At 73.7% G+C, this 22,081-nt stretch carries 24 protein-coding genes; 8 read left to right on the top strand and 16 right to left on the bottom strand.

Going from position 1 to position 22,081, the window contains the following annotated elements; translation table 11 throughout:
• Positions 1–5: 5 nt before the first annotated feature.
• On the bottom strand, positions 6–1,121 hold the full coding sequence (locus AC1VWI_RS01865; protein WP_499509110.1) for a PP2C family protein-serine/threonine phosphatase: 1,116 nt from the start codon (positions 1,119–1,121) through the stop codon (positions 6–8).
• Between the two features lie 130 nt (positions 1,122–1,251).
• On the bottom strand, positions 1,252–2,889 hold the full coding sequence (locus tag AC1VWI_RS01860) for a phosphodiester glycosidase family protein (RefSeq protein ID WP_499509109.1): 1,638 nt from the start codon (positions 2,887–2,889) through the stop codon (positions 1,252–1,254).
• Between the two features lie 254 nt (positions 2,890–3,143).
• Between AC1VWI_RS01860 and AC1VWI_RS01855 the strand changes: the two genes are divergently transcribed.
• Complete coding sequence (locus AC1VWI_RS01855; RefSeq protein ID WP_499509108.1) at positions 3,144–3,884, top strand: TSUP family transporter; 741 nt, start codon at positions 3,144–3,146, stop codon at positions 3,882–3,884.
• A gap of 33 nt (positions 3,885–3,917) precedes the next feature.
• On the opposite strand, the gene AC1VWI_RS01850 is transcribed toward AC1VWI_RS01855, so the two are convergent.
• Positions 3,918–4,529, bottom strand: coding sequence for a TetR/AcrR family transcriptional regulator (locus tag AC1VWI_RS01850; protein ID WP_499509107.1), 612 nt, complete (start codon positions 4,527–4,529; stop codon positions 3,918–3,920).
• Between the two features lie 117 nt (positions 4,530–4,646).
• On the opposite strand from AC1VWI_RS01850, the gene AC1VWI_RS01845 reads away from it, so the two are divergent.
• Positions 4,647–6,278, top strand: a complete 1,632-nt coding sequence (locus AC1VWI_RS01845; RefSeq protein ID WP_499509106.1) for an FAD-binding oxidoreductase — start codon at positions 4,647–4,649, stop codon at positions 6,276–6,278.
• Between the two features lie 74 nt (positions 6,279–6,352).
• On the opposite strand, the gene AC1VWI_RS01840 is transcribed toward AC1VWI_RS01845, so the two are convergent.
• The gene (locus tag AC1VWI_RS01840; protein ID WP_499509105.1) at positions 6,353–7,624 is read right to left on the bottom strand and encodes an MFS transporter; all 1,272 of its coding nucleotides are present in this window, start codon (positions 7,622–7,624) and stop codon (positions 6,353–6,355) included.
• 58 nt (positions 7,625–7,682) lie between these two features.
• Between AC1VWI_RS01840 and AC1VWI_RS01835 the strand changes: the two genes are divergently transcribed.
• Both AC1VWI_RS01835 and AC1VWI_RS01830 read left to right on the top strand, forming a co-directional pair.
• Complete coding sequence (locus tag AC1VWI_RS01835; RefSeq protein WP_499509104.1) at positions 7,683–8,666, top strand: helix-turn-helix domain-containing protein; 984 nt, start codon at positions 7,683–7,685, stop codon at positions 8,664–8,666.
• A gap of 218 nt (positions 8,667–8,884) precedes the next feature.
• The gene (locus tag AC1VWI_RS01830; protein WP_499509103.1) at positions 8,885–9,991 is read left to right on the top strand and encodes a PucR family transcriptional regulator; all 1,107 of its coding nucleotides are present in this window, start codon (positions 8,885–8,887) and stop codon (positions 9,989–9,991) included.
• Between the two features lie 325 nt (positions 9,992–10,316).
• Here AC1VWI_RS01830 and AC1VWI_RS01825 read toward each other — a convergent pair whose 3' ends face one another.
• Positions 10,317–10,784 carry a winged helix-turn-helix transcriptional regulator gene (locus AC1VWI_RS01825; RefSeq protein WP_499509102.1) on the bottom strand — a complete coding sequence of 156 codons (468 nt, stop codon included), beginning with the start codon at positions 10,782–10,784 and terminating at the stop codon, positions 10,317–10,319.
• Between the two features lie 94 nt (positions 10,785–10,878).
• Between AC1VWI_RS01825 and AC1VWI_RS01820 the strand changes: the two genes are divergently transcribed.
• Positions 10,879–11,373 (top strand): PaaI family thioesterase, encoded by a 495-nt coding sequence (locus AC1VWI_RS01820; RefSeq protein WP_499509101.1) that lies wholly within the window; start codon positions 10,879–10,881, stop codon positions 11,371–11,373.
• Between the two features lie 40 nt (positions 11,374–11,413).
• Here AC1VWI_RS01820 and AC1VWI_RS01815 read toward each other — a convergent pair whose 3' ends face one another.
• The 4 genes from AC1VWI_RS01815 to AC1VWI_RS01800 are packed head-to-tail and all read right to left on the bottom strand — an operon-like array spanning position 11,414 to position 13,750.
• Positions 11,414–11,848, bottom strand: coding sequence for a hypothetical protein (locus AC1VWI_RS01815; RefSeq protein WP_499509100.1), 435 nt, complete (start codon positions 11,846–11,848; stop codon positions 11,414–11,416).
• Between the two features lie 43 nt (positions 11,849–11,891).
• Positions 11,892–12,191 carry a hypothetical protein gene (locus AC1VWI_RS01810; protein ID WP_499509099.1) on the bottom strand — a complete coding sequence of 100 codons (300 nt, stop codon included), beginning with the start codon at positions 12,189–12,191 and terminating at the stop codon, positions 11,892–11,894.
• A 51-nt stretch (positions 12,192–12,242) separates the two neighbouring features.
• The gene (locus AC1VWI_RS01805) at positions 12,243–13,145 is read right to left on the bottom strand and encodes an EamA family transporter (protein WP_499516694.1); all 903 of its coding nucleotides are present in this window, start codon (positions 13,143–13,145) and stop codon (positions 12,243–12,245) included.
• Positions 13,145–13,750 (bottom strand): GNAT family N-acetyltransferase, encoded by a 606-nt coding sequence (locus tag AC1VWI_RS01800; protein WP_499509098.1) that lies wholly within the window; start codon positions 13,748–13,750, stop codon positions 13,145–13,147. The genes AC1VWI_RS01805 and AC1VWI_RS01800 overlap by 1 nt, the downstream gene beginning before the upstream one ends.
• 61 nt (positions 13,751–13,811) lie before the next feature.
• Here AC1VWI_RS01800 and AC1VWI_RS01795 point away from each other — a divergent pair, with 61 nt between their 5' ends.
• On the top strand, positions 13,812–14,231 hold the full coding sequence (locus AC1VWI_RS01795; protein WP_499509097.1) for a hypothetical protein: 420 nt from the start codon (positions 13,812–13,814) through the stop codon (positions 14,229–14,231).
• Between the two features lie 27 nt (positions 14,232–14,258).
• On the opposite strand, the gene AC1VWI_RS01790 is transcribed toward AC1VWI_RS01795, so the two are convergent.
• A complete protein-coding gene (locus AC1VWI_RS01790) occupies positions 14,259–15,182 on the bottom strand; it encodes an RNA polymerase sigma-70 factor (RefSeq protein ID WP_499509096.1) in 924 nt (307 codons plus the stop codon).
• 26 nt (positions 15,183–15,208) lie between these two features.
• A complete protein-coding gene (locus tag AC1VWI_RS01785) occupies positions 15,209–15,682 on the bottom strand; it encodes a carboxymuconolactone decarboxylase family protein (protein WP_499509095.1) in 474 nt (157 codons plus the stop codon).
• Positions 15,683–15,842: 160 nt separating this feature from the next.
• On the opposite strand from AC1VWI_RS01785, the gene AC1VWI_RS01780 reads away from it, so the two are divergent.
• Positions 15,843–16,496, top strand: a complete 654-nt coding sequence (locus AC1VWI_RS01780) for a DUF2238 domain-containing protein (protein WP_499509094.1) — start codon at positions 15,843–15,845, stop codon at positions 16,494–16,496.
• Here AC1VWI_RS01780 and AC1VWI_RS01775 read toward each other — a convergent pair.
• Genes AC1VWI_RS01775 through AC1VWI_RS01765 form a run of 3 tightly spaced genes read right to left on the bottom strand, consistent with a single transcriptional unit; the run spans position 16,489 to position 19,345 of the window.
• Positions 16,489–17,715, bottom strand: coding sequence for a cytochrome P450 family protein (locus AC1VWI_RS01775; protein ID WP_499509093.1), 1,227 nt, complete (start codon positions 17,713–17,715; stop codon positions 16,489–16,491). The genes AC1VWI_RS01780 and AC1VWI_RS01775 overlap by 8 nt on opposite strands.
• Entirely contained in the window at positions 17,712–18,434 is a 723-nt protein-coding gene (locus tag AC1VWI_RS01770; RefSeq protein ID WP_499509092.1) for an SDR family oxidoreductase, read from the bottom strand. Before AC1VWI_RS01770 ends, AC1VWI_RS01775 begins: the two co-directional genes overlap by 4 nt.
• A 50-nt stretch (positions 18,435–18,484) precedes the next feature.
• Positions 18,485–19,345, bottom strand: a complete 861-nt coding sequence (locus AC1VWI_RS01765) for a DUF427 domain-containing protein (RefSeq protein WP_499509091.1) — start codon at positions 19,343–19,345, stop codon at positions 18,485–18,487.
• Between the two features lie 164 nt (positions 19,346–19,509).
• On the opposite strand from AC1VWI_RS01765, the gene AC1VWI_RS01760 reads away from it, so the two are divergent.
• Complete coding sequence (locus AC1VWI_RS01760) at positions 19,510–20,118, top strand: CGNR zinc finger domain-containing protein (RefSeq protein ID WP_499509090.1); 609 nt, start codon at positions 19,510–19,512, stop codon at positions 20,116–20,118.
• 36 nt (positions 20,119–20,154) lie between these two features.
• Here the strand turns inward: AC1VWI_RS01760 and AC1VWI_RS01755 are convergent, their stop codons facing one another.
• Both AC1VWI_RS01755 and AC1VWI_RS01750 read right to left on the bottom strand, forming a co-directional pair.
• On the bottom strand, positions 20,155–21,024 hold the full coding sequence (locus AC1VWI_RS01755; protein WP_499509089.1) for an alpha/beta fold hydrolase: 870 nt from the start codon (positions 21,022–21,024) through the stop codon (positions 20,155–20,157).
• Positions 21,025–21,097: 73 nt separating this feature from the next.
• Positions 21,098–22,003 carry a LysR family transcriptional regulator gene (locus AC1VWI_RS01750; RefSeq protein WP_499509088.1) on the bottom strand — a complete coding sequence of 302 codons (906 nt, stop codon included), beginning with the start codon at positions 22,001–22,003 and terminating at the stop codon, positions 21,098–21,100.
• Positions 22,004–22,081 lie beyond the last annotated feature (78 nt).

Here is a 22,081-nt window from a genome sequence, read left to right as displayed (position 1 = left end):
GCGATTTACGGGGCGTCGCGGGTCACGACGTGCGGCGAGCGCAGGGCCAGGGCGGCGATGTCGTCCTCCAGCCGCCCGCCGCTGTAGTGCACCAGTTCCCGGTGCAGCCGGTCCAGCAGTTCGCGGGGCGCTGCCGGGCTCTGCCGCCGCAGCCAGTCCGGCAGCGCGAAGAACGCCCCGGCGCGGTCGCGGGTCTCGGTGACGCCGTCGGTGTAGAGCAGCAGCTGGTCGCCGGCGGTGAAGGCGTGAGTGTCCACGACGTACGTGTCCCCGATGAGCTCGGCGAGGTTCAGTGGTGCGGAGGCGGCGGTCGGCTCCAGCACCCGGATGCCGCCGGCGTGCATGAGGATCGGCGGCGGATGCCCGCAGTTGAGCAGTCGCAGATGGCCGCCGCCGTGCGGGATCTCGGCGAGCACGGCGGTGGCGAAGCGCTCCGGCAGGTCCGGGCCGGGATAGCCGGAGCTGTGGCGGATGATGCTGGTCTCCAGACGGCGGACGATGCCCCGCAGGTCAGGCTCGTCGTGCGCCGCCTCGCGGAAGCAGCTGCTGAGCGCGGAGGCCGCGCCCACGGCGGACAGCCCCTTGCCGCGCACGTCGCCGATGAGCAGCCGCACCCCGTGGGACGTGTCGGCCACCTCGTAGAAGTCGCCGCCGATACGCGCCTGCTCCTGTGCCGCCAGGTACAGCGACTCGATCTCCAGACCCTGGATGCGCCGCGGCAGCGGCCGCAGCAGTACCGTCTGCGCCGCGTCGGCGACCATCCGGGCGTGGAAGAGCGCCTCCTCGCGCTGGATCCGCACGTGGCTGGCGTACGCCGCCGCCAGGGTGACTGCGACGATCGCGGCCCCGGTGTACGGGGTGCCCAGGTCGGTGTAGACGAAGCTCAGGCCCACCATGACCAGCAGGCAGAACGCGCCCAGCAGCACGGTCGGCAGCACCGGCCACATCGCGGCGGCCAGGGCGGGCGCGACGGGCAGCAGGCGGCTGATCGCGATCTCGCGCGGGGTGGCGAACGCCAGGGCGGCGATGAGCACGGTCAGGATCACCGGGGACAGCCAGGGAGCCTCCCAGCGGCCGTCGAGGCGGGCGCGTCGGCGCCGCGGCCATCCGGACATGATCACGAGGCGCATCATACCGGGGCAAAAGGGAAGGAAGGTCGACCTTCCGGCCGGACGGACCAGCCGACCACCCCGGAGCGAGGCCCGGGGTGGCCGGAGGTCGTCAGGGGCGGCCTGGCGGTGCCGGCCCGTGTCAGTCCTGGCCGCGGCGACCCGGCAGGACCTGGATCGTGTCGCCGACGGCGCGCTCGCCGGTCGCGTCGGAGGGGACGTTGACCAGGGCGCCCTCGACCACCATCGCCGAGGAGCCGCCGCCGTCCAGGTTGAGGGCCTGCACCGCGCCCAGCGACCGCATGAACCGCGCCGCCTCGCCGAGGGTGAAGCCCTCGCTCACCCCGGGCTGCCGCCCGTCCACGGTGACCAGCAGCAGACGGCCCTGCCGGTCGATGCCGGCCATCGTCCGCGGCTGGCGCACGTTGGACCACGCGAAACCGAACGACAGGTCCAGCGGGTCCAGGGTGCCCTCGGTGGCCGCGTCGATGTGGACGCGGCCGTCCTCCACCAGGGTGGGCGCCGCGCTCACGATGCTGTCGCCGGGGCCCAGCTTGACCTGGCGCCCCTCGGCGTCCCGGACGATCTCCCGCACGACCAGCCGCTTGCCCGTCCGCGCGTGCTCGGTCAGCCACGCCGCCGCCGCGCCGGTGCCCTGCAGCACCGTGCCGTGCTCGGGGACGGAGCCGCCGCGGGCGCCGGTGGAGAGCACGGCCCCGTGCGCGTCGAGCACCACCTGCACACCGCTGCCCGTGGGCAGTGCCGTGCGGAAGGCGGGGGTGAACTCCACCAGGTCGTCGGCCAGGGTGCAGGTCGTGTCGTGGCGGGGCTGCTCGGTCGGGACGCCGCCGGGGCGGCCGCAGTTGCGGACCTTGCCCGGCACGCGGTTGATGCCCTGCACCGCGTACCGGGCGGACCCGGCCCGCACGGTGACCGTGGTGGACAGGTCCGCGATCCGCGGCCGCCGCCCGCCGTCGCCGAGGACGAGCGCCGCACGCGAGCCGACCGCCATCGACTCCAGCCGGCCGTCCACCGCGGACAGACCCGCGACGGTGCCCTGGACGCCGTCGGCGTCCGAAGTGATGAAGAAGCCGCCGTTCACGCCGAGCAGCGACCCCAGCCGGCCGGCGACCGCCGAGGTCTTCTCCCGGTCGGCGACGTTGCCGCCGTCGCTCACCTCGACCGACCCGCGCAGCCGCGCCGGGTCCACCACGGCCACGTGGATGCGCTCGCCGTCGGCGGCCTGCCGTCCGTCGTAACCGGTCCACTCCGTCGACGTACGGAAACCGGCGGCCACGACCGCCGCGTTCGCCGGGCCCGCCTCGGCCTGCGTGGCGTACCGGCCGACCCGGACCTGCCACCCCATCACACCGCGCGGGGTGTCGGCGTAGGTGTCCCACTCCACCGCCTCAAGCCGCGGCTCGAACCCGGCCTCCCGCAGCCGCGTGGCGGTCGCGTCGGCCCAGGCGCGGTCGCCCAGCGGAGCCCACGTGGCGGCGCCCGTCAGCCGGTTGACGGCGGGGGCCTGCACGGTCACCGTCCACACCCCGGCGGCCGAGGGGTCCCGCAGCTCGCCGCTGCGGACCTGCAGGCCGGGCGCCACCTGCTGCGTCGTCCACACGATCCCGTGCGTGCCGGAGGCGGTGGGCGACTGCGCCCCCGCGACGGCCGGCGGGACGACGGCGACCATGGTGAGGGCGGCGGCGAACACCGCCCCCCTCCGCGCGGCCTGCCCCACCCGGCGCGCCCTGTCGCGCGGTTCGGCGGCTGTGACGGACATTCGCTCTCCTGACGTTCGGTTCCACCGGGCGCCGCCTGGCGCCGCCCGGTCCTTGATCGCCATCCCAGACGCGCACGGGGACGGGCAGCCCACGCGGTGACGGCCCCCGGGGGAACCCTCGGTGACAACCGGGCGCGACCAGGGCGAAGTCGCGCGCGGCCGGGCCGCCGGACCCACCCCGGTAGCGACGGCGGGGTGGCGGCCAGGTAAGAACATGGCGTGACTTTCGTACCCTCCGTCCCCCGGCGGCCCTGATGCCCTCGCTCGAACCGGCGCAGTGGGCCGTGGCGCTGCTCGCCCTCTTCCTCGTCGGCTACTCCAAGACCGGGGTGTCCGGGGCCGGGACGGTGGGGGTGGCGCTGTTCGCGCTGGTGCTGCCGGCCAAGCTGTCCACCGGCGTGCTGCTGCCGCTGCTCCTGGTCGGCGACGTGGTGGCCGTGGCCGCCTACCGCCGGCACGCCGACTGGGGGCGGCTGGTGCGGCTCTTCCCGTGGGTGGTGGTCGGGGTGCTGCTCGGCGCGGTGGTCGTCGACCGGATCGACGACACGCGGATGCGGGAACTCATCGGCGCGCTGCTGCTGCTGATGCTCGCCGTCCACTGGTGGAGCCGGCGCCGGGGCCCGGACGACTCGGCAGCGCAGCACAGGGCCGTCGCCGCGGGTGCCGGGATCCTCGCGGGCTTCGCCACGATGACGGCCAACGCGGCGGGCCCCATCATGGCGCTGTACTTCCTGGCCGTGGGGTTGCCGATGCTGGGCTTCCTCGGCACCAGCGCCTGGTTCTTCCTGCTGCTCAACGCCTTCAAGGTGCCCTTCAGCGTGGCCTTGGGGCTGATCACGCCCGACACGCTGGCCTTCGGCGCGATGGCCGCCCCGGCGGTGCTGGCGGGGGCCGCCGCCGGCCGCGCGACCATCAGCCGCATCAGCCCGAAGGTCTTCGAGCGCGTCACCGTCGCCCTGACCCTCCTCGCGGCGGTACGGCTCGTCACCCTCTGAGCGGTCCGCGTGGCGGAGGCGGGGCGTGGCGGCTCAGGTGACGATCGCGGTGATCAGCCGCCGGCAGCGCTCCGCCATCGCCTGCGCGGACTCGTCGGGATGGTGGATCCACCAGGTGACCAGGGTGCTGACGGTGCCGGTCCACAGGTGCTTGAGCGCGTCGGAGTCCAGCGGGTCCCCGATCCCGCGGGCGGCGAGGAACTCCGCGCTGCCCGCGGCCGCCAGCCCGTCGATGGCGGTGCGGTGGCGTTCGGCCGCCGCGCGCAGCGGACCCGTGGCGGGCAACGTCCGGTCGTAGAGCACGAACCAGGCGTTGCGCTGCCCCTCCAGCGTGGTGAAGATCGCACGCAGCACGGACAACGGCGTCCCCAGCGACGTGACGCCCGGGACCAGCGCGTCGGTCAGCGCGCGCGTCAGCGAACCGGCGACCCGCTCCAAGGCCGCGGCGTAGAGCGCGTCCTTGGACCCGAAGTACTGGTACAGCAGCGGCTTGGTGACCCCGACCCGCTCGGCGATGGCCGCCATCGATGCACCGCCGTAGCCACGGCGGCCGAACTCCTCGACGGCCGCGGCCAGCAGTTGCTCCTCGCGCTCGGCGCGGGGCACGCCCTTGGTCCCGGCGGTACGGGTTCTCGCGCTCGTCACGCCCGTGATTGTAGGCAAGGAACTGACCGCGAGGTCAGTTCAGCCCTCCCCGAGGATATGACCCAGTGGTAATTTACCCACCGGTCATATCGAGCTGAGGCGAAGGGCGGGACACGCATGACGCGTACGGGCACACGGTCGTGGTGGGGATGGGGCACCGTCGAGGACGCGGTGCGGGGCGCCGAACGTACCGCGCTGACCGGCCGGGTGGCCGGACTGCTCCCGGACGCCGACCTCACCGTCCACCTCCCTCCGGACGTCGCCTTCCTCGCCCTGCCGCCGGTACGGGTCAAGGCGCCGCCGTCGCTGGCCCACCTGTGCTCCGACACCCCGCACGACCGCGCCGCGCACACCCACGGCAAGGCCTTCCGGGACGTCGTCCGCAACCTCCACGGCGACCTGCGCCACGCCCCCGACCTCGTCGCCCGCCCCCGCACCGAGCAGGACGTCGTCGACCTCCTCGACTGGTGCTCCCGCGAGGCGATCGCCGTCATCCCCTTCGGCGGCGGCAGCTCCGTCGTCGGCGGCGTGGAACCCCGCCTCCCCGACGGACGCCCGGCGGTGACGCTCGACATGGAGCGCCTCGACCGCGTCCTGGAGACCGACCCCGTGAGCCGGTCGGCCCGCATCCAGGCCGGCGTGCTCGGCCCGCACCTGGAGGACCAGTTGCGGCCCTCCGGCCTGACGCTACGCCACTTCCCGCAGTCGTTCGAGTACTCCACCCTCGGGGGCTGGCTGGCCACCCGGGCGGGCGGCCACTACGCCACCCTCTACACCCACATCGACGACCTGACGCAGGCGCTGCGCGTCGTGACCCCGTCCGGCACCGGCGAGTCGCGGCGCCTGCCCGCCTCGGGCGCGGGGCCCTCGCCCGACCGGATGTTCCTCGGTTCGGAGGGAACCCTCGGGATCATCACCGAGGCCTGGATGCGCCTTCAGCGGCGCCCCCGGTGGAGGGCGAACGCCTCCGTCCACTTCGCCGACTTCACGGCCGCCGTCACCGCCACCCGCGCCCTGGCCCAGTCCGGGCTCCACCCGTCGAACTGCCGCCTGCTGGACCCCGCCGAGGCACTCGTCAACGCGGGCGTCACCACGGGCGGCAGCGTCCTGATCCTGGCCTTCGAGTCCGCCGACCACCCGCTGGGACCCTGGATGGACCGGGCCCTGGAACTGTGCCGCGACCACGGAGGCCAGGTGCCCGAGCCGGCCCGCCACACCGACACCGGCGCGGGCGGCGACGCCGACGCGGGCGGCGGCGGGGGCGCCGGGACAGACCGGTCCTGGCGCTCGTCCTTCCTCCGCATGCCCTACCAGCGCGACGCCCTGGCCCAGCAGTCCCTGGTCGTGGAGACCTTCGAGACCGCCTGCACCTGGGACCGGTTCGAGGAACTCCACGCGGCGGTCACCCACGCCGCGAACGAGGCGATCCGCACCACCTGCGGCACCGGAGTGGTCACCTGCCGGTTCAGCCACGTCCACCCCGACGGGCCCGCCCCCTACTTCGGCATCTACGCCGCGGGCCGCTGGGGCAGCACGGTCGCCCAGTGGGACGACATCAAGTCCGCCGTCTCCCAGGCCATCGCCGACCACGGCGGCACGATCACCCACCACCACGCCGTCGGCCGCGACCACCGCCCCTGGTACGACACCCAGCGCCCCGAGCCCTTCGCCGCCGCGCTCGGCGCCGCCAAGTCCGCCCTGGACCCGGCGGGCATCCTCAACCCGGGAGTCCTGCTGCCCGCACGCTGACAGCGGCGGGCCCGGCGGTGCTCGACGCCGTGTCCGGTCGGCTGGTCGGGAGCGGGTTCACCCGCCCCAGTGGCTCACCGCGTGGGCGCCGTCCCGTGCCCGGGCGGCGCCGCCGGGGCCGGATCGGCGGGCGTGGCGGCCGGGCGGCCGTGGGGGAGGCGGCGTACGGCCGCGGAGGCCATCGGGGCCAGGGCCGCGGCGGCGTACACGACTCCGGCGGCCGCGGCGACCCGGAACCCCCCGATGCGGTCGGCGAGCGGCCCCACGCTGAGCTGGCCGATGGGAATGGCGACGTAGGACAGCAGGTCGTCGAAGGACGACACACGGGACAAGGTCTCGGACGGAACGTGCTCCTGGAGGGAGGTGTCCCAGCCGACGCCCGCGACCGACGAGCCCAGCCCGGCGGTGAAGGCGGCGGCGATCAGCCACGGGGCACCCAGGTGCGCACCGAGCGCGAGCAGGGGCAGCGCGCCGAGCACACCCGCCAGCACACCCAGCCGCAGCAGGTGACGGGCCGCCAGCCGGTACATCAGCGTGCTCATCACCAGCAGTCCGGCGCCGCGCGCGCTGAGCACGAAGCCCCAGGCGGCCTCGTCGGCGAGCTGCCGGGTGAGCACCGGGCCCAGGATCTGCCAGGTGCCGACCTGCACCAGGTTGACCACGCAGAAGCACAGCGACACCGTCCACACCCAGCGGATCCGGCGGTACGCGGCCCAGCCCTCGCGGATGTCGGCCAGCAGACCCGGGGGACGGCGTGCGGCGGTGGGGGCGGCGAGGGACGACAGGCGGGTGAGGCACCCGGCGGCGAGGAGGTAGGTCAGCGCGTCGAAGGCGATGGCCGGTCCGCCGCCGACGGACGCCGCCAGGACGCCGGACAGGCTCGGCCCGATGATCTTCGTGGCGTTGCGCACCGAGCCCAGCAGCGCGTTCGCCTGCCTGATCCGGTCCCCGGGGACGAGTTCGGGCACGATGCCGCGCAGCGCGGGCGTGGTGAAGGCGGCGAGGACGCCGTTGACGAACCCCAGCGCGGCCACCGGCCACAGGGCGTACCGCCCGGTCAGCAGCAGCGCGGCGACGGCGCCCTGGGTGACGGCCGAACCGAGGTTCGCCGCCACCAGCACCGTGCGGCGCGGCAGACGGTCGGCCGTGGCGCCCCCGACGAGCAGGAACACCAGCAGCGGCACCATGTACGCGGTGAGGACGACACCGAGGTCGCCGAGGCCGGCCGAGGCGTCGAGGACCGCGAACGCCAGGGCGACCGGGGCCATCGCGGTGCCGAGCAGGGACACCGTCTGGGCGGTGAGGAACCAGCGGAAGTCCCGGTGCGGCGGAAGGGATGCGAACACGGGCGGAGTCTGCTGGAGGCGCCTGGCGGGGCACTATCGTTTCGGCGGGAGGCGAAAGATGACCTTGTTGCGGCTGAGTCCGCTGGCCCTGTCGCGGTCCCGGTTCGCCCTGTCGCCGCTGGCCGAGACCCTGGCGTCGCTGCTCGTGCTGGGCTCCGGGTACTGCGACCCGTGGCTGGCCTCCTGGTACGACCGCCACCATGGCGCGTTCCGCGCCGCGCTCGATGCCGACCCCTTCGCGGAGGGCCTGGTGCGGCTGCTGGGGTCCACGAAGTGGATGCCGGCGCACATCGTCCTGCCGCCGGCGGGAGGCATGCGGACCGCGATCGACGGCGAACTGGCCCAGGTGGCCCGGATGCCCGACGCGCAGGTGCGCGCCGAGCTGGAGAAGTCGGTGGCGCACAGCTGGAAGGAGCACGACCTCGGCTGGCTGACCGGACGCCTCTGGGCCGCCAGGACCGCCGAGCTCTTCCGGCGCACCTGGACCGAGCACGTCGCTCCCGACTGGCCGCGCCGCCGTGCCCTGCTGGAGCGGGACGTCACCTACCGGGCAGGGCTGCTCGCCGCCTACGGCTGGCCCCGCGCCCTGGAACACATGAGCCGGCACAGCGCCTGGGTCGGCGCGGACGCGATCCGCTTCAGCCATTGGGGCTCCCCGGACCGGGTCGTCGGCGACGAGGGGATGCTGTTCGTACCGGTCGCCGCCGTGTCCCGGGGCACATGGCTGTGCGAGGCGCCGCCGGCGTCGTACGCGCTGGTCTACCCGGCCCGCGGAGCCGCCGCGGCCGCGGGACGCGCGGAACCGGGGCCCGCTCTGGGACGGCTGATCGGCACCGGCCGCGCGGCGATCCTCCACGAACTGGAGCGCCCCGCCACCACCAGCGAACTCGCCGCCCACCTCGGCCTGTCCCTCGGCACCGTCGGCGGCCACCTGTCGGTGCTGCGGGATGCCGGACTGGTCACCGGCACCCGTGTCGACCGGCGCGTGGTCTACCGGCGCACCGCCTCCGGGGACCTCCTCGCCGGAGGTGCGGACGGCTGAACGAGGCACTCCCCAGGCCACGGGGGGAGACCTGGGGAGTGTGCGGAGATCATCGTCCCCCGAACGGCCGTACGTCAAGTCGGGGACGCGGACGGGTGGTTGGTCCCGGTCCGGGTACGTCGTCCGAGGCGGGCGGTGATCACCGGACCTGGCAGGGTTGATACGGTCCAGGCTGCCGGGGGACGGCAACGACGGGTGCCTGGAGGGGAGACGCGGCCATGCGGGGCGTAGGCGTACCGGAGGAGGAACTCGAGGCGTACGCACGCGTGCTGGGGGAGGTCTCGGGGACGGGACGGCGGCTGCGACGGGACGAACTGGACGCGCTTCGCACCTGCGGCGAGCGCGCGGGCGGTCGGGGGTACGGGCTGCGCGACCTCGTCGGCGCCTACCTGACGGCGACCCGCGACGCGTGGGGCTCGCTGCGGAGCGTGGCTGCCGCCGACACCGCCACCGAGGTGCAGCGGGCCGGCGAGGCGGTGCTGACCGCCCTCGACGCCGCGGTGGTCGCGCTCGGCGAAGGCCACGAACGCGCCCAGCGGCTCCTGGTCCGCCAGGATGAGGCGGCCCGAAGGGAGTTCGTCGACGACCTGCTGTACGGGCGCAGCGACCCGGGACGGCTCGCCGAGCGCGCCGAACGGTTCGGGCTGCGGCTGGGCCGCGGGCACGCGGTGGCGGTGGCGCGCGGCGTGGACGCGTACGAGGACGGCCAGCCCGCGGTGCGGCGCATCGAACGGGAACTGGCGGGCCGCTTCGGCGACCGCGACGTCCTGGTGGCCGGGAAGGACGGCCGGCTGGTGTGCATCGCCCCCGGCAGCGAGCGTGCCGTCTTCGAGGCGTTCGCCGACACGGCGCTGCGCCCCGGGCCCGGGTACGGGGCGGCCCGCCGGGTGGCGTTCGGCCGCACCCACTCCGGCACGAGCGGCATCGTGCGCAGCTACGAGGAGGCCCTCGGGGCGCTGGACGTCGCCGACCGGCTGCGCCTGCATCCGCCCGTGCTGCGCGCCGAGGAACTGCTGGTCTTCCCCGTGCTGATGCGGGACCGGGCCGCCATGGCCGACCTCGTCCGCACCGTGCTGGGGCCGCTGGAGCAGGCCCGGGGCGGGGCCGGACCGCTGCTGGAGACCATCTCCGCGCACGCGGAGGCCGGGCACGTCAACGCCGAAGCGGCGCGTCGACTGGGCCTCGGGGTGCGGACGTTCACGTACCGCCTGGAGCGGATCAAGGTCCTGACCGGCTACGACCCGGGCGATCCGCTGCACCGCTACACCCTGGAGACCGCGGCGATGGGCGCCCGGCTGCTCGGATGGCCCGACCAACCGCTCTAGCGCGGGAGGTTGCACCGTCAACAGGCCGTCAACAAGGCGTCAAGACTGCCGGGAACCGGCAATGTGTACCGGCCACCTGCCCTGCCAGCATCGTCACGGCGCCGGGAACGGAGCCAGTGCACGAAGCGGGAGAGGGCGGGGACGCCCCGTCCTGTCCGGCTTCGCGCTCGTGGGCCATCAGGGACCGGGGGAGCGTCCCGATCGATGGCTTGGACGTCGACGCCCTCGACGGGGGACACGGGGGTTCGGGGGAGAGGGTGTCGACGCCCACCACGGCGACCACGAGGACACGGGCCTTCGGTGACCCGTCGCCGTCGCGCGCCGTTCAGCCCCGCATGCGGGCGGAGGCGCCGGGCCGGGTGTAGGCCTGCCGGGGGGCGAGCGCGTCGTGGCCGCCGGCGCAGACGACGACCGCCTCGACGGGCTCGTCGCAGTCGCGGTGGCGGACCTCCAGCGGCGGGCCCTCCGGGTCGGCGGTGTAGCGGTCGCCCCACTGCTTGAGGGCGATCATCGCGGGCCACAGGTCCCAGCCCTTGGACGTGAGCCGGTACTCGTTGCGGGTACGGCTGCCGGGCTCGCGGTACGGGACGGTGTCCAGGATCCCCGCGGCGACCAGCTTGCGCAGCCGGTCCGCCAGCACCGCCTCGGACAGCCCCATGTGACGGCGGAAGTCGTCGAAGCGGCGCACGCCGTTCATGGCGTCGCGCAGCACCAGCAGCGACCATTTCTCGCCGACGAGGTCGAGGGTGCGCTGCACCGTGCAGTTCTCGGTACCGGTCTCCAGCCAGGTCATGCGGTCATCGTAGGCTGGCTTCGGCATTGACATCCAGAGGTGCGACTGGCTAACTTCGGATGTCGAAGTCAGTAGGTCAGGGAGGGCACGTCCAATGGCGAGGTCGCGTACGTTCGAATGGGGGGACCCCAAGGTCTCCGCGGCCGCGGTCGGCCGCACGAGCGGTCTGGAGTTCCTCCGCGACGTGCTGGCCGGGCGCCTTCCCGCACCGCCCATCGCCTCGACCCTCGGATTCACCCTGGAGGAGGTCGAGGAAGGCCGCGCGGTCTTCGCCATGGAACCGGGGGAGGAGCACTACAACCCCATCGGCAGCGTCCACGGCGGCGTCTACGCCACCCTGCTCGACTCGGCCGCCGGCTGCGCCGTGCAGTCCGTGCTCCCGGAGGGCATGGGCTACACCTCGCTCGACCTGAACCTGAAGTTCCTGCGCCCGGTCACCGTCGACACCGGCAAGGTCCGCGCCGTCGGCACCGTCCTCAACCAGGGCCGCCGCACCGCCCTCGCCCAGGCCGAGTTGTTCGACGCGACGGACCGTCTGCTCGCCCACGCCACGAGCAGCTGCATGCTCTTCCCCGTCCCCGCGCGCTGAGCGGCACGCGGGCCGGGAACGGCGGGCGTCGCCCTGCCGGCTACCCGACCCGGCAGTAGACGCCCTCGCCACGGCGTCCGGCCTCGCCGACGAGGGCGGCCACATCGTCCACGATCGCCCGGGCGACGTCCGGGTCGATGACCTCGCCGTCCGCCGCGCGCCGCTCGGCCCATGCCACGGCGACCTCCCACAGCCGGGACGGCTCGGCCCCGGCGAGCGCCGCCGACAGCCGCGGCGAGAGCGCGAAGACGACGTGCTCACCGTGATCCGCGCCGGCGACGACGCGGGGCTCACCCGCCTCGGCCAGTTCTTCGAAACTGCCGCCGGTGAGAAGGCTCTCCCACTCGACCACGGCCTCTTCGGGGTCGAAGTTCCCGAGCGGGAGCGACGCGAACCCGCGCACCGACCCGGTCTCCAGCACGGAAGCCGCCGCCGAGTCGTCCGGGGCCGCGAAGAAGTCCACCACGATGCTCACCAGGGCATGATGCCCGACCCGGGGCGGCGGGGCGATCCCGCGGTCACGGCGCCAACGAGGCCTGCAACGAGCCGAACAGAGCACGGAGCTCGCCGGCGTCGACGGGATCGATGTCCATCCGCAGGAGGCACACGTTGTCGTCCCCGTGCGGAGTCAGCGTCGCGTAGAAGGCGTAGCCGTGCTCGACGGGATCGGCCGTCAGCCGCAGCGGATTGTTGCGGCCCGGAGTCACTTGCTCCGAGAACCCGTGGCCCGAAGGGGCGGACAGCCGGGAGAGCATGCGGGCGGCGAAGTCCGCGATTTCCTGGAAGGTGAGAAAAGCCGTGAAGTCGGCGGTCAGCACCGAGGACCAATCGGCTCTGACCCGCCAGTCGTCCCCGCCGGTGTGAACCGGTCAGGCCTCCGGGTCGGTGCCGCGGGCGGCGCCGGCCGATGCGGCCACCACGCACAGCACCGCGATCCATTGGACCCAGTGCAGGGACTCGTGGAGGACGACGAAGCCGATGAGGGCCGCCATCGCCGGTTCGAGGCTCATCAGGATGCCGAACACGCGCGGTGGGATCCTGCGCAGGGCCTCCAGGTCGAGCGAGTACGGGACCACCGACGACAGCAGTGCCACGCCGAGCCCCGCGGCCAGGACCCACGGCTGGATCAGCGCCGTTCCGCTGTCGGCCACGCCGAACGGCACGGCCACCAGGGCCGCGACGGCCATTCCCAGGGCCAGGCCGTTGCCTTCCGTGGTGTGGCGGCCCAGCGCCGCGCCGACCAGGATGTACAGGCCCCAGCACGTCCCCGCGGCGAGGGCGAACAGGAAGCCGGCGGGGTCGAGTTCGCCGCGTCCTTCCATCAGCAGGACCACACCGCCGGCCGCGAGCAGGGCCCAGAACGCGTCGAGCCATCGCCTCGATCCGGCCAGGGCCACCGCCAGCGGCCCGAGGAACTCGACGGTCACCGCGATCCCCAGCGGGATCCGGGCCAGCGCCAGGTAGAAGCACAGGTTCATCAGGCCGAGCGTCACGCCGTAGCCGAGCACCACCGTCCATGTGCGACGGCTCATGCGCAGCGACGGCCGCCACAACAGCATCAGCACCGCCGCCGCGAAGAACAGCCGCAACGCGACCGTCCCGAAGCTGCCCACCGCGCTGAACAGGTGCTTGGCCAAGGCCGAGCCCACCTGGACGCTGACGATGCCGAGCAGGACCAGTGCCGTGGGCGGGATCGCGCCGTAGGCACGTCCGGCCGGCGTGGTCAGCGAGGCCCGGGGGGACGGGCCGCGTTCCGTCCTGCCGGCGGTCATCAGGGGCACGGGTGGATTGTCGAGGACCGGCCGCCGCGCGCCACGTGGTTCTCCCGCGCCGCCGGGTCGCGGAGGCCGACCGCGTCGTGCTGCCAGAACGCCTCGGCGTAGACCAGGGTGCCCGTCATCCAGGGTTCGTACGCGGGGAGCGCGATCGCCTGGAAGGCCCCGTCCGGGATGCGCAGGGACGGCTTGCGGAAGCCCTGGTCGCCGCCGGGCAGGAACCCGAGGCGCGCGTAGTAGGCGGGGTCGCCCTCGACGAAGACGACGGGGACCGCCCGCTCGACCAGCGTCCGCAGTCCGCGCCGGACCAGGGCCGTGCCGATCCCGGTCCCTTGGTGCTCGGGCAGGACGGCCAGCGGGCTGAGGACCTGCACCTCGACCAGGCGCCGGGGGGCGTCCAGCAGGCTGCGGGTGAACATCACGTGCCCGACGGCCCGGCCGTCGTGTTCGGCGACCAGCGAGAGACCGTCCGTGGGCGTGACGCTCCCGCGCAGGGTGCCGACCAGATCGGCCACGACCGGGCCGTGGCCGTGGCCGAAGGCCCGCAGGTGGACCTGACGTACGGACTCGGCGTCGTCCGGGAGCTCTTCGCGAAGACCCATGCCCGGAGGGTAGGTTCCCGTCCCGGCCGGCGCACACGGTTTTGAGCGGGGAGGAGGCGTCGTGGGGTGGAGTCCGCTGATCTTCACGTTCGTCGACGGCGCGGAGGTGCCCGTGCCCGTCGACGGCGCGTTGGTGCGGGCCGTCCTGGAGCCGCACGCCGTCGGGGAGCCGCCGCTCACCGCGGCCTCGGACGAGGGGCTGTACTTCCTGGTGCGGGCCGCGGACGGCGGCGAGGCCGAGGTCTACGTCGGCGAGCGGGACATCATGGTCTCGCGCCCGCACGCCGGCGGGGTGTTCGGGATCGTCGCGGAACTCGTCTCCCGGCTCGGCGCGGTCGTCCTCGACCCGAGCGACGGCGCCGTCGTGTGCCGGGCCGAGGAGTACGCGCACCTTCCGGCGGGCATGCGGGACGCCGCCGTCGTCGTCGAGATGACGGGCGAGGCCCTGGAGACCGCGCTCATCGGGCCTCGCCGGCCCTGACGACCAGGCCCGCCAGGCTCAGTGCCGTCAGTTCCCCTGCCTGCGCGCCCGCTTCACCTCCCGGTGCACCGCCCAGGCGTCGGCGACCGGGCCGAGGTGGCCGAGCTTGTCGGGGTTGAGCACCGAACGGATGGCCTGGATCCGTCCGTCGAGCACGTCGAGGGCCATGGTGTGCAGGACCTTGCCGTCCCGGTCGCGGAAGACCGCTCCGGGCTGGCCGTTGACCTCGCGCGGCTCGAACGTCACGTCGATCCGGACCAGCCAGGGGAAGACCGTGCCCAGCACCCGGGCCACGTTCTCCGCGCCGACGACGGCCCGCGCCAGCTGCGGGGCCCTGCCGCCGCCGTCCCCGACGAGCTGCACGTCGGCGGCGAGCAGGTCCCGCAGCGCGTCGACGTCGCCGTCCTTCAACGCGTCGAAGAACCGCCGCGCCAGTTCCTGCCGCGCCTGGCGGTCCGCCGCGAACCGCGGCCGTCCCGCCTCCATGTGCCGCCGCGCCCGCACCGCCAGCTGACGGCACGCCGCCTCCGAACGCCCCACCGCCTGGGCGACCTCCTCGAAGCCGAAGCCGAACACTTCCCGCAGCACGAACACCGACCGCTCCAGCGGGCTGAGCCGCTCCAGCAGCAGGAGCGCGGCCATCGAGACCGAGTCGGCGAGCTCCGCCGACCGCGCCGGATCCTGGTACGGATCGCTCAGCAGCGGCTCGGGGAACCACGGCCCGACGTACGCCTCCCGCCGCACCCGCGCGGAGCGCAGCACGTCGATCGAGATCCGGGTCACCGTGGCCGACAGGAACGCCTTGGCCGACACGGGCCGGGCCGGCGAGCCGTCGAAGCGCAGCCACGCCTCCTGCACCGCGTCCTCGGCCTCGGCCACGCTGCCCAGGATCCGGTAGGCGATCGAGAACAGCAGCGGCCGCAGCTCCTCGAACTCCTCCACCTTGCCCACGCCGGATCCCCTTCCCCCGGTCCTGTTCAGTGGAACCGCCCGGGCTCGTAGTCGCCGGCCGGCTGCCGGGCGATGACGTTCAGCCGGTTCACCGCGTTCATGAAGGAGACCAGGATCACCAGGGCGGTGAGCTGCTCCTTGTCGTAGTGCCGGGCGGCGCGCGCCCACGCCTCGTCGCCGACCCCGCCACCGCCGTCCGCGACCCGCGTGCCCTCCTCCGCCAGTTCCAGCGCGGCGCGTTCGGCCTCGGTGAAGACCGTGGCCTCCCGCCACGCCGCGACCAGGTGGAGCCGCACCGGGGTCTCGCCCGCGGCGCCGGCCTCCTTGGTGTGCATGTCGATGCAGGCGCCGCAGCCGTTGATCTGGCTCACCCGCAGCGCCACCAGCTCCTGCGTCGCGGCCGGCAACGACGACTCCTTGAACGACCTGCCCACGGCCATGAAGTGCTTGAGGGCCTTGCCCGCGGTCGGGTCGGCAAGGTAGTCCAGTCGCGCGTCCATGGTGTGCTCCTCCGGTGTCCGCCGTCCGTGTCGTCCACGGCTTCACCCCTTGGGACGAGACAGCCCGGACGCCAGTGACACGGTCAGGTGTGAGCCGCGTCTCACGATTGAGTAGCCGTACTCATGCGCCCCTGCACCGCACCCCGCGACCCTGGTGGACATGACAGACCTCACCGTCCCCGTCCGGCGCGTCGGGCTGCCCGTGCTGGCCGGCGGTTTCGCGCTCGCCGTCCTCGTGGTGTCCGGAATCCATCCCCGCGAGCGCGGCACATGGGTGCTGGAGACCTTCTGGATCATGATCGGGCTGCCGCTCGCGGTCGCCCTGCGGCGCCGGTTCCCGCTGACCGGGCTGCTGTGCGTGCTGCTGGCCCTGCACGCCCTGGTCCTGTCGGTGGGCGGTCACTACACCTACGCCCAGGTCCCGTTCGGCGAGTGGCTGCGCGACGCCCTGGACCTGTCGCGCAACCCGTACGACCGGATCGGCCACCTCATGCAGGGCTTCGTCCCTGCCGTGCTCGTCCGCGAGATCCTCGCCCGCACCTCCCCGCTGCGCCGCAGCCGGTGGCTCGCGCCGCTCACCGTCTGCGCCTGCATGGCGTTCAGCGCGTTCTTCGAACTGCTGGAGTGGTGGGCCGCGTTGATCGGCGGGGACGCCGCGGACGCGTTCCTCGCCACGCAGGGGGACGTCTGGGACACCCAGTGGGACATGTTCTGCGCCCTGGTCGGTGCCGTGCTGTCGCTGCTGCTGCTCAGCAGGCTCCACGACCGCCAGCTGGACGTCCTCGCGCCGCGCGGCACCGGGCGGCTCAGGTGAGGGCCACGGGCAGCCGGGCGTGCCCGTTGGAGATGAAGGACGTCACCGGCTCCAGCGCGCCGGGTTCCTCGGCGAGCGTCATCGCGGGGTGGCGCGCGAAGAGCGCGGGCAGGGCGACGGCGGCCTCCAGCCGGGCCAGTGGGGCGCCGAGGCAGTGGTGGACGCCGTGCCCGAAGGCGAGGTGGTCCTTGTCGGCCCGGGTGACGTCGAAGTCGTCGGCGGTCGGTCCGTGCCGGCCGGGGTCACGGCCGGCGGCGGCGTACGAGGCGAGGATCGCGTCCCCCTTGGCGATGGTGGTCCCCGCCACGTGGATGTCCTCCACCGCGTAGCGCAGGGGCAGGTGCGCGACGGGTGCGTCCCGGCGCAGGCTCTCCTCGATCACGTCGTCCCAGGTGGCCCGCCCGGCACGGACGGCGTCGAGCTGGGCCGGGGAGGTCAGGAGGGCGAAGCAGGCGTTGTCGAGGAGGTTCACCGTCGTCTCGTGCCCGGCGGCGATGATCAGCAGCAGCGTGTCGGTCACCTCGGCCCGGGTGAGGTGTTCGTCGTCCTCCTCCGCGGCGACCAGGGCGCTGGTCAGGTCGTCGCCGGGCCGCCTGCGGCGCAGGGCGACGAGTTCGTCCAGCAGCGCGTACGTGTTCCGGTGGTTGGCGGCAGCCTCCGCCGCCCCGAGGGAGGTGGTGAAGAGGTTGTCGATGCACACCCGCAGTCCGGTGGCCATCCCGCCCTCGGGCACGCCCATCAGTTCGGTGACGACCCGTACGGGGATCGGGTACGCGAAGTGCCTGCGCAGGTCGGCCACCCCGTCGCGTGCCGCGGCGGGCAGCCCGTCCAGCGTGGCGTCGACGATCCGCTGGATCCGCGGGCGCATCGCCGCGGTCCGGCGCGGGGTGAACGCCGGTGCCACCAGCCTCCGCAGCCGCCGGTGGTCGTCGCCGTAGGCGGTGAACATGTTGCGCACCGCCACCCACGCGTACAGCGGCCACTGCGGGGTGATCCCGCCCGACGCGAAGCGCGGCCAGTGCCGTTGGGAGTCCTTGGACACCCGCGGGTCGGTGAGCAGGTGCTCCAGCGCGGCGTGGCTGTTCACCGACCACGCCTCGACGCCGCCGGGCAGCAGCACCTTCGTCACCGCGCCGCGGGCACGCAGCGCGGCACTCTCGGTGTGCAGGGCCCGGCCGCCGGGGTCGAGGAGGAAGGGGGAGTGGCGCCGGTCGGTCATCGTCGCACCAGCGGCTGGCCGCCGTCGACCGCGAGGGAGACCCCGGTCATGAAGGTGTTGGTCATCGCGAACACCACGGCCTGGGCGACGTCCTGCGGCGTGCCGATCCGCCGGGCGGGGTTGCTGCCGGACAGGCGGGCGAAGAGCCCGGACTTCCCCTCGTCGCCGAGTCCGTCCCACGCGCCGGTGTCGATGGTGCCGGGGGACACGGCGTTGACGCGGATCGGGGCGAGTTCCACGGCCAGCGACCGGGTGACGGTGTTGACCGAGCCGTTGGTGGCGGCGACCCCGAGGAAGCCCGGGTCGGGTTCGAGGGCCGCGACGCCCGAGAACAGGACGAAGGACCCGTCCTCGGGCATGCGCGGGGCGAAGTGCTTGGCCAGCATGATCGGCCCGACCACCTTGGTGTGGAAGGACAGGATGATCGCCTCGGGGGTCAGTTCGCTCACCTTCCCCCGGGCCCGGGCGGACGCCGTGGAGACCACGTGGTCGACGCTGCCGAGGTCCTCGGCGAGTGCGGCGATCGTGCCCTCGTCGGTGAGGTCGACCCTCCGTACGGTGACGTCCGTGCCCTTGTAGGCGTCCTCGAGGTCGCCCGGCGTCCGCCCGGCGGCGACGACGTGCGCGCCCTCGGCGAGCGCGGCGTCGGCGACGGCCCGGGCGATGCCGCTGCCGCGGCCCACCACCAGGACGGTCCGGTCCTGCAGGGAAGCTGACATGGGACTCTCTCCTTGATCTCGTCGCGTGTGAGGGTGCGCCGGCGGTGTGCCTAGCGGCCGCGGACCTCGTCGGTGTCCAGGCCGCGGTCCACGCCGTGGGGGATCACCTGCTGGCCGGGCTCCGGCTCCAGCCGCTTGCCGTCGAGGGTGACCTCGACCTTGTCCGGCTCGAAGGAGACCAGGTCGTCGATGCGGCCGACCTCGGGGTAGGCGTCGCGGTACGACCACGCCGCCTTCCGGACACCGCCGATGTCGTAGTAGGCGGCGATCCCCTTGTACGGGCAGAAGGTCCGGTCCTCTGCGGGCGTCAGCGCGCTCTCGTCGACGTCCGCGCGCGGCACGTACCACCGGGGCGCGAAACCCGACTCGTACAGCACCACGGGATGCTCGGACCGGGCCACCACACGGCCTTCTGAGCGGACCTCCAGCGTGCGGGACGTGGTGCGGATGTCGATGCGGTGGTACGCGTCCGCGGCGTGGCCGAGGATGCGGTCGTCCTCCTCGTAGAAGGCGTCCATCGCCCGCCAGGCGAAGGCGATCCGCCCCTTGAGGTCGCCCGCGTGCTCCGGGAGCCCGACCAGTTCCCAGGCGGCGCGCTCGGCCGTCCGCCCGCCGGCGCGTACCGCGAACCAGGCGGTGTCCCCCAGGTCCTTGTGCCGCGTGACGTGGTCCCCGGCGACCAGCGCCTCGGGCAGGACGTCGGAGCGCGGGAAGTACGCGACCGGATAGCGGCCCGGCTCGTGGAGCAGCACCACGTCCTCACTGTCGGCGATCCACTCGTCCGCGAACCGGACCCGCATGCGGCGTCGCAGGCGCTCGGCGAAGAGCATGCGCTCGGGGAGCGGATCGGGCACCAGGAAGTGCCCGATCCGGGTGGCGGAGAGCGGACCTTGCTGCCAGGACAGTCCCATGGCTCTTCCTTCCTCGTCGGCCCTCGTAATGGATACTTCGACGCTAGAACCGTTAGTGGCGTGGAACAAGCGATCAAGGATTCGTCTTTTGGAGGCGATCACGTTGTAATTCGACGGTCGGGGATCCGCTGGATTCCCGGTCTTCTAATGCATATCTTTCATCTGTGAGCGTTCGTGTAGGGCTCGAGGAGCTGCAGGCCGCGGGTTTCCCCATGGGCGGGGAACCCCTGGTCGTCCTGGACCTCGCGGACACGGTGAAGACCGCCCGCGAGCCGGCCGCCGACCTGATCGGCACCCCTGCCGCGGCCGCCGCCTGGTGGGGGATCCAGGCGAGGCGGCTCCCGCCGGGCCCCGCCCCCGATCCGGTGGCGACCCGCAGGCTCCGCGCGGCCGTCCGGGAGGCGTTCGACGCGCATCTGGAAGGCCGGCCCGTGGATCCGGCCGCGGTGGAGGACATCAACGCCGCGGCCTCCTCCGCGCCCGTCAGCCCCCGGCTCGTCGTCACCGGCGAAGGACTCCGGGAGACCGCCAGGCGGCACACCGAATACGGCGGGAACGCCGCGCTCGCGGTGATCGCGGCCGAGGCCGTGGCGCTGCTGGGCAACCCCGACCGGCTGCGGCTCCTGCGGCGCTGCGCCAACCCGGAGTGCTCGATGCTGTTCCTGGCGGGGAACAGGCGCCGCAAATGGTGCGCGAGCAACATCTGCGGCAACCGGACCCGCGTCGCACGCCACTACGAACGCAACCGTTCCGGCCGCACCCCGGCCGGATGAGCTGCCCGGCCCGGGCCCGGGGCGGCGACCCGCCGCTCAGACCGGGACCCGGCCCAGGAAGCCACGGATGTACTCCGCGATGGGCTCCAGATGGCTCTCCAGCGCGAAGTGCCCGGACTCCACCAGGTGTACCTCGGCGTCCGGCAGGTCGTGCCGGAAGGCGCGGGCACCGTCGGGCCCGAAGATCTCGTCGCGCTCGCCCCACACGGCCAGCAGCGGGACCTGGGAGTCCCTGAAGTACTGGTGGACCGCCGGGTACATGTCGACGTTGCGCGGGTAGTCGCGGAACAGGCTCAGCTGGATCTCGGCGTTGCCCGGCCGGTCCAGGAGCGCCTGGTCGTGGACCCAGTTGTCGGGACTGACCAGGCTGGGGTCGGCCACCCCGTTCAGGTACTGCCAGCGGGTGGCCTCCAGGGTCAGCACGCCGCGCACCGGCGCCTCCGTCTCGGGGTTCGGGTCCTTGGCGTAGGCGAACAGCCCGTCCCAGAAGGGCATGACGAACCCCTCCGTGTACGCGTTGCCGCTCTGGCTGACGATCGCGGTGATCCGCCGCGGGTCCGCCAGCGCCAGCCGCCATCCGATGGGGGCGCCGTAGTCCTGGACGTACACGGCGAAGCGGTCCACGCCGAGCTGTTCGAGCAGCCCGGAGGTGACCTCGGTGAGGGCGTCGAAGGTATACGGGAAGTCCGTCACCGCCGGCATGGCCGACTGGCCGAAGCCGATGTGGTCGGGGGCGATCACGCGGTGGCGGTCGGCGAGGGCGGGGATCAGGTTCCGGAACATGTGCGAGCTCGTCGGGAACCCGTGGAGCAGCACCAGGACGGGTGCCCCGGGGTCACCGGCCTCCCGGTGGAAGACCTCCAGGCCGTTGACCTCGGTGGTGCGGTAGTGGACGGTGCGGGTCATCTCTGACCTCCTGGGCGCTGTGATCGGTTGCTGTTGTGGGGGCGGGCACCGACGACGGCGGGGCCGGGCGCGGCTAGGCGGTCGGGAGCGCCGCGGCCGTGTCCACGTTCGGGAGCCCCCGGCTGCGCAGGTCGGCGATGAACCGCCGGACCAGGGCGTCCGAGGGCGTCATCGTCAGGGCCACGATGTCGCGGTGGACGCGGGGCTCCAGCCGCCGGACCACCGCCGCGGGACGGCCGGCCAGGGCCGACACCGGGACCAGGCTCACCCCCATGCCCGCTCCCGCGAGCTGAGCGGCGGTGCGCGGACTGCGCGTGCGCAGCACGGGACTCAGGGTCACCTGGTGCGAGGTGACGAACCGGTCCACCCAGACCGCCATCCCGTTGTCCGGGTCGTAGTGGACGAAGGGCTCGTCGGCGAGCTCCTTGACCGCGACCGACGCCCGCGAGGCGAAGGGATGGCCGGGGAAGGTGACCACCACCATCTCCTCCCGCCCCAGCACCTCCGCGTGGGCCGTGGTCGCGGTGGGTTCCGGTCCCACCACCAGGTCGGTGGCGCCGTTCATCAGGTGCTCCACCATGCGGTCGGCGCTGCTGAACTCCGCCAGTTCCAGTCGGACCTCGGGCCGGCGCGAGCGCCAGCGGCGCAGTACCGGTACGAGGAGCCACGCGGTCATGGTCTCCGCGCAGGCGATCCGCAGCCGCCCGCCGCTGCCCGCGCCGACCTGCCGTCCGATCCGGACGGCCCGGGTCGCGGCCGCCAGTGCGATCCGGGCCTCCTCGGCCGCGGCACGGCCGGCCGCCGTCACCCGCACACCGCGGGCCAGCCGCTCGACCACGGAGGTGCCCAGTTCCCGTTCCAGCGCCGCGATCTGGTGGGAGAGCGCCGGCTGGGACATGTGCAGGGAGGCCGCGGCCCGTGTGACCGAACCCTCGTCGACCAGGGCCACCAGGCACTCCAGCGCCCGCAGTGTCGCCATGTCTAAAATCTATCCGAACTGTTCGAAACGTCCATAAGCCGAAAATCGCCCGGCTCTCTCTGCGGCGGTGCGCGCCGG

The organism is Streptomyces sp. TOM-9, assembly GCF_056858595.1.
Note: the sequence above shows the minus strand (reverse complement) of the source record. Positions and strands in the feature narration are given on the sequence as shown.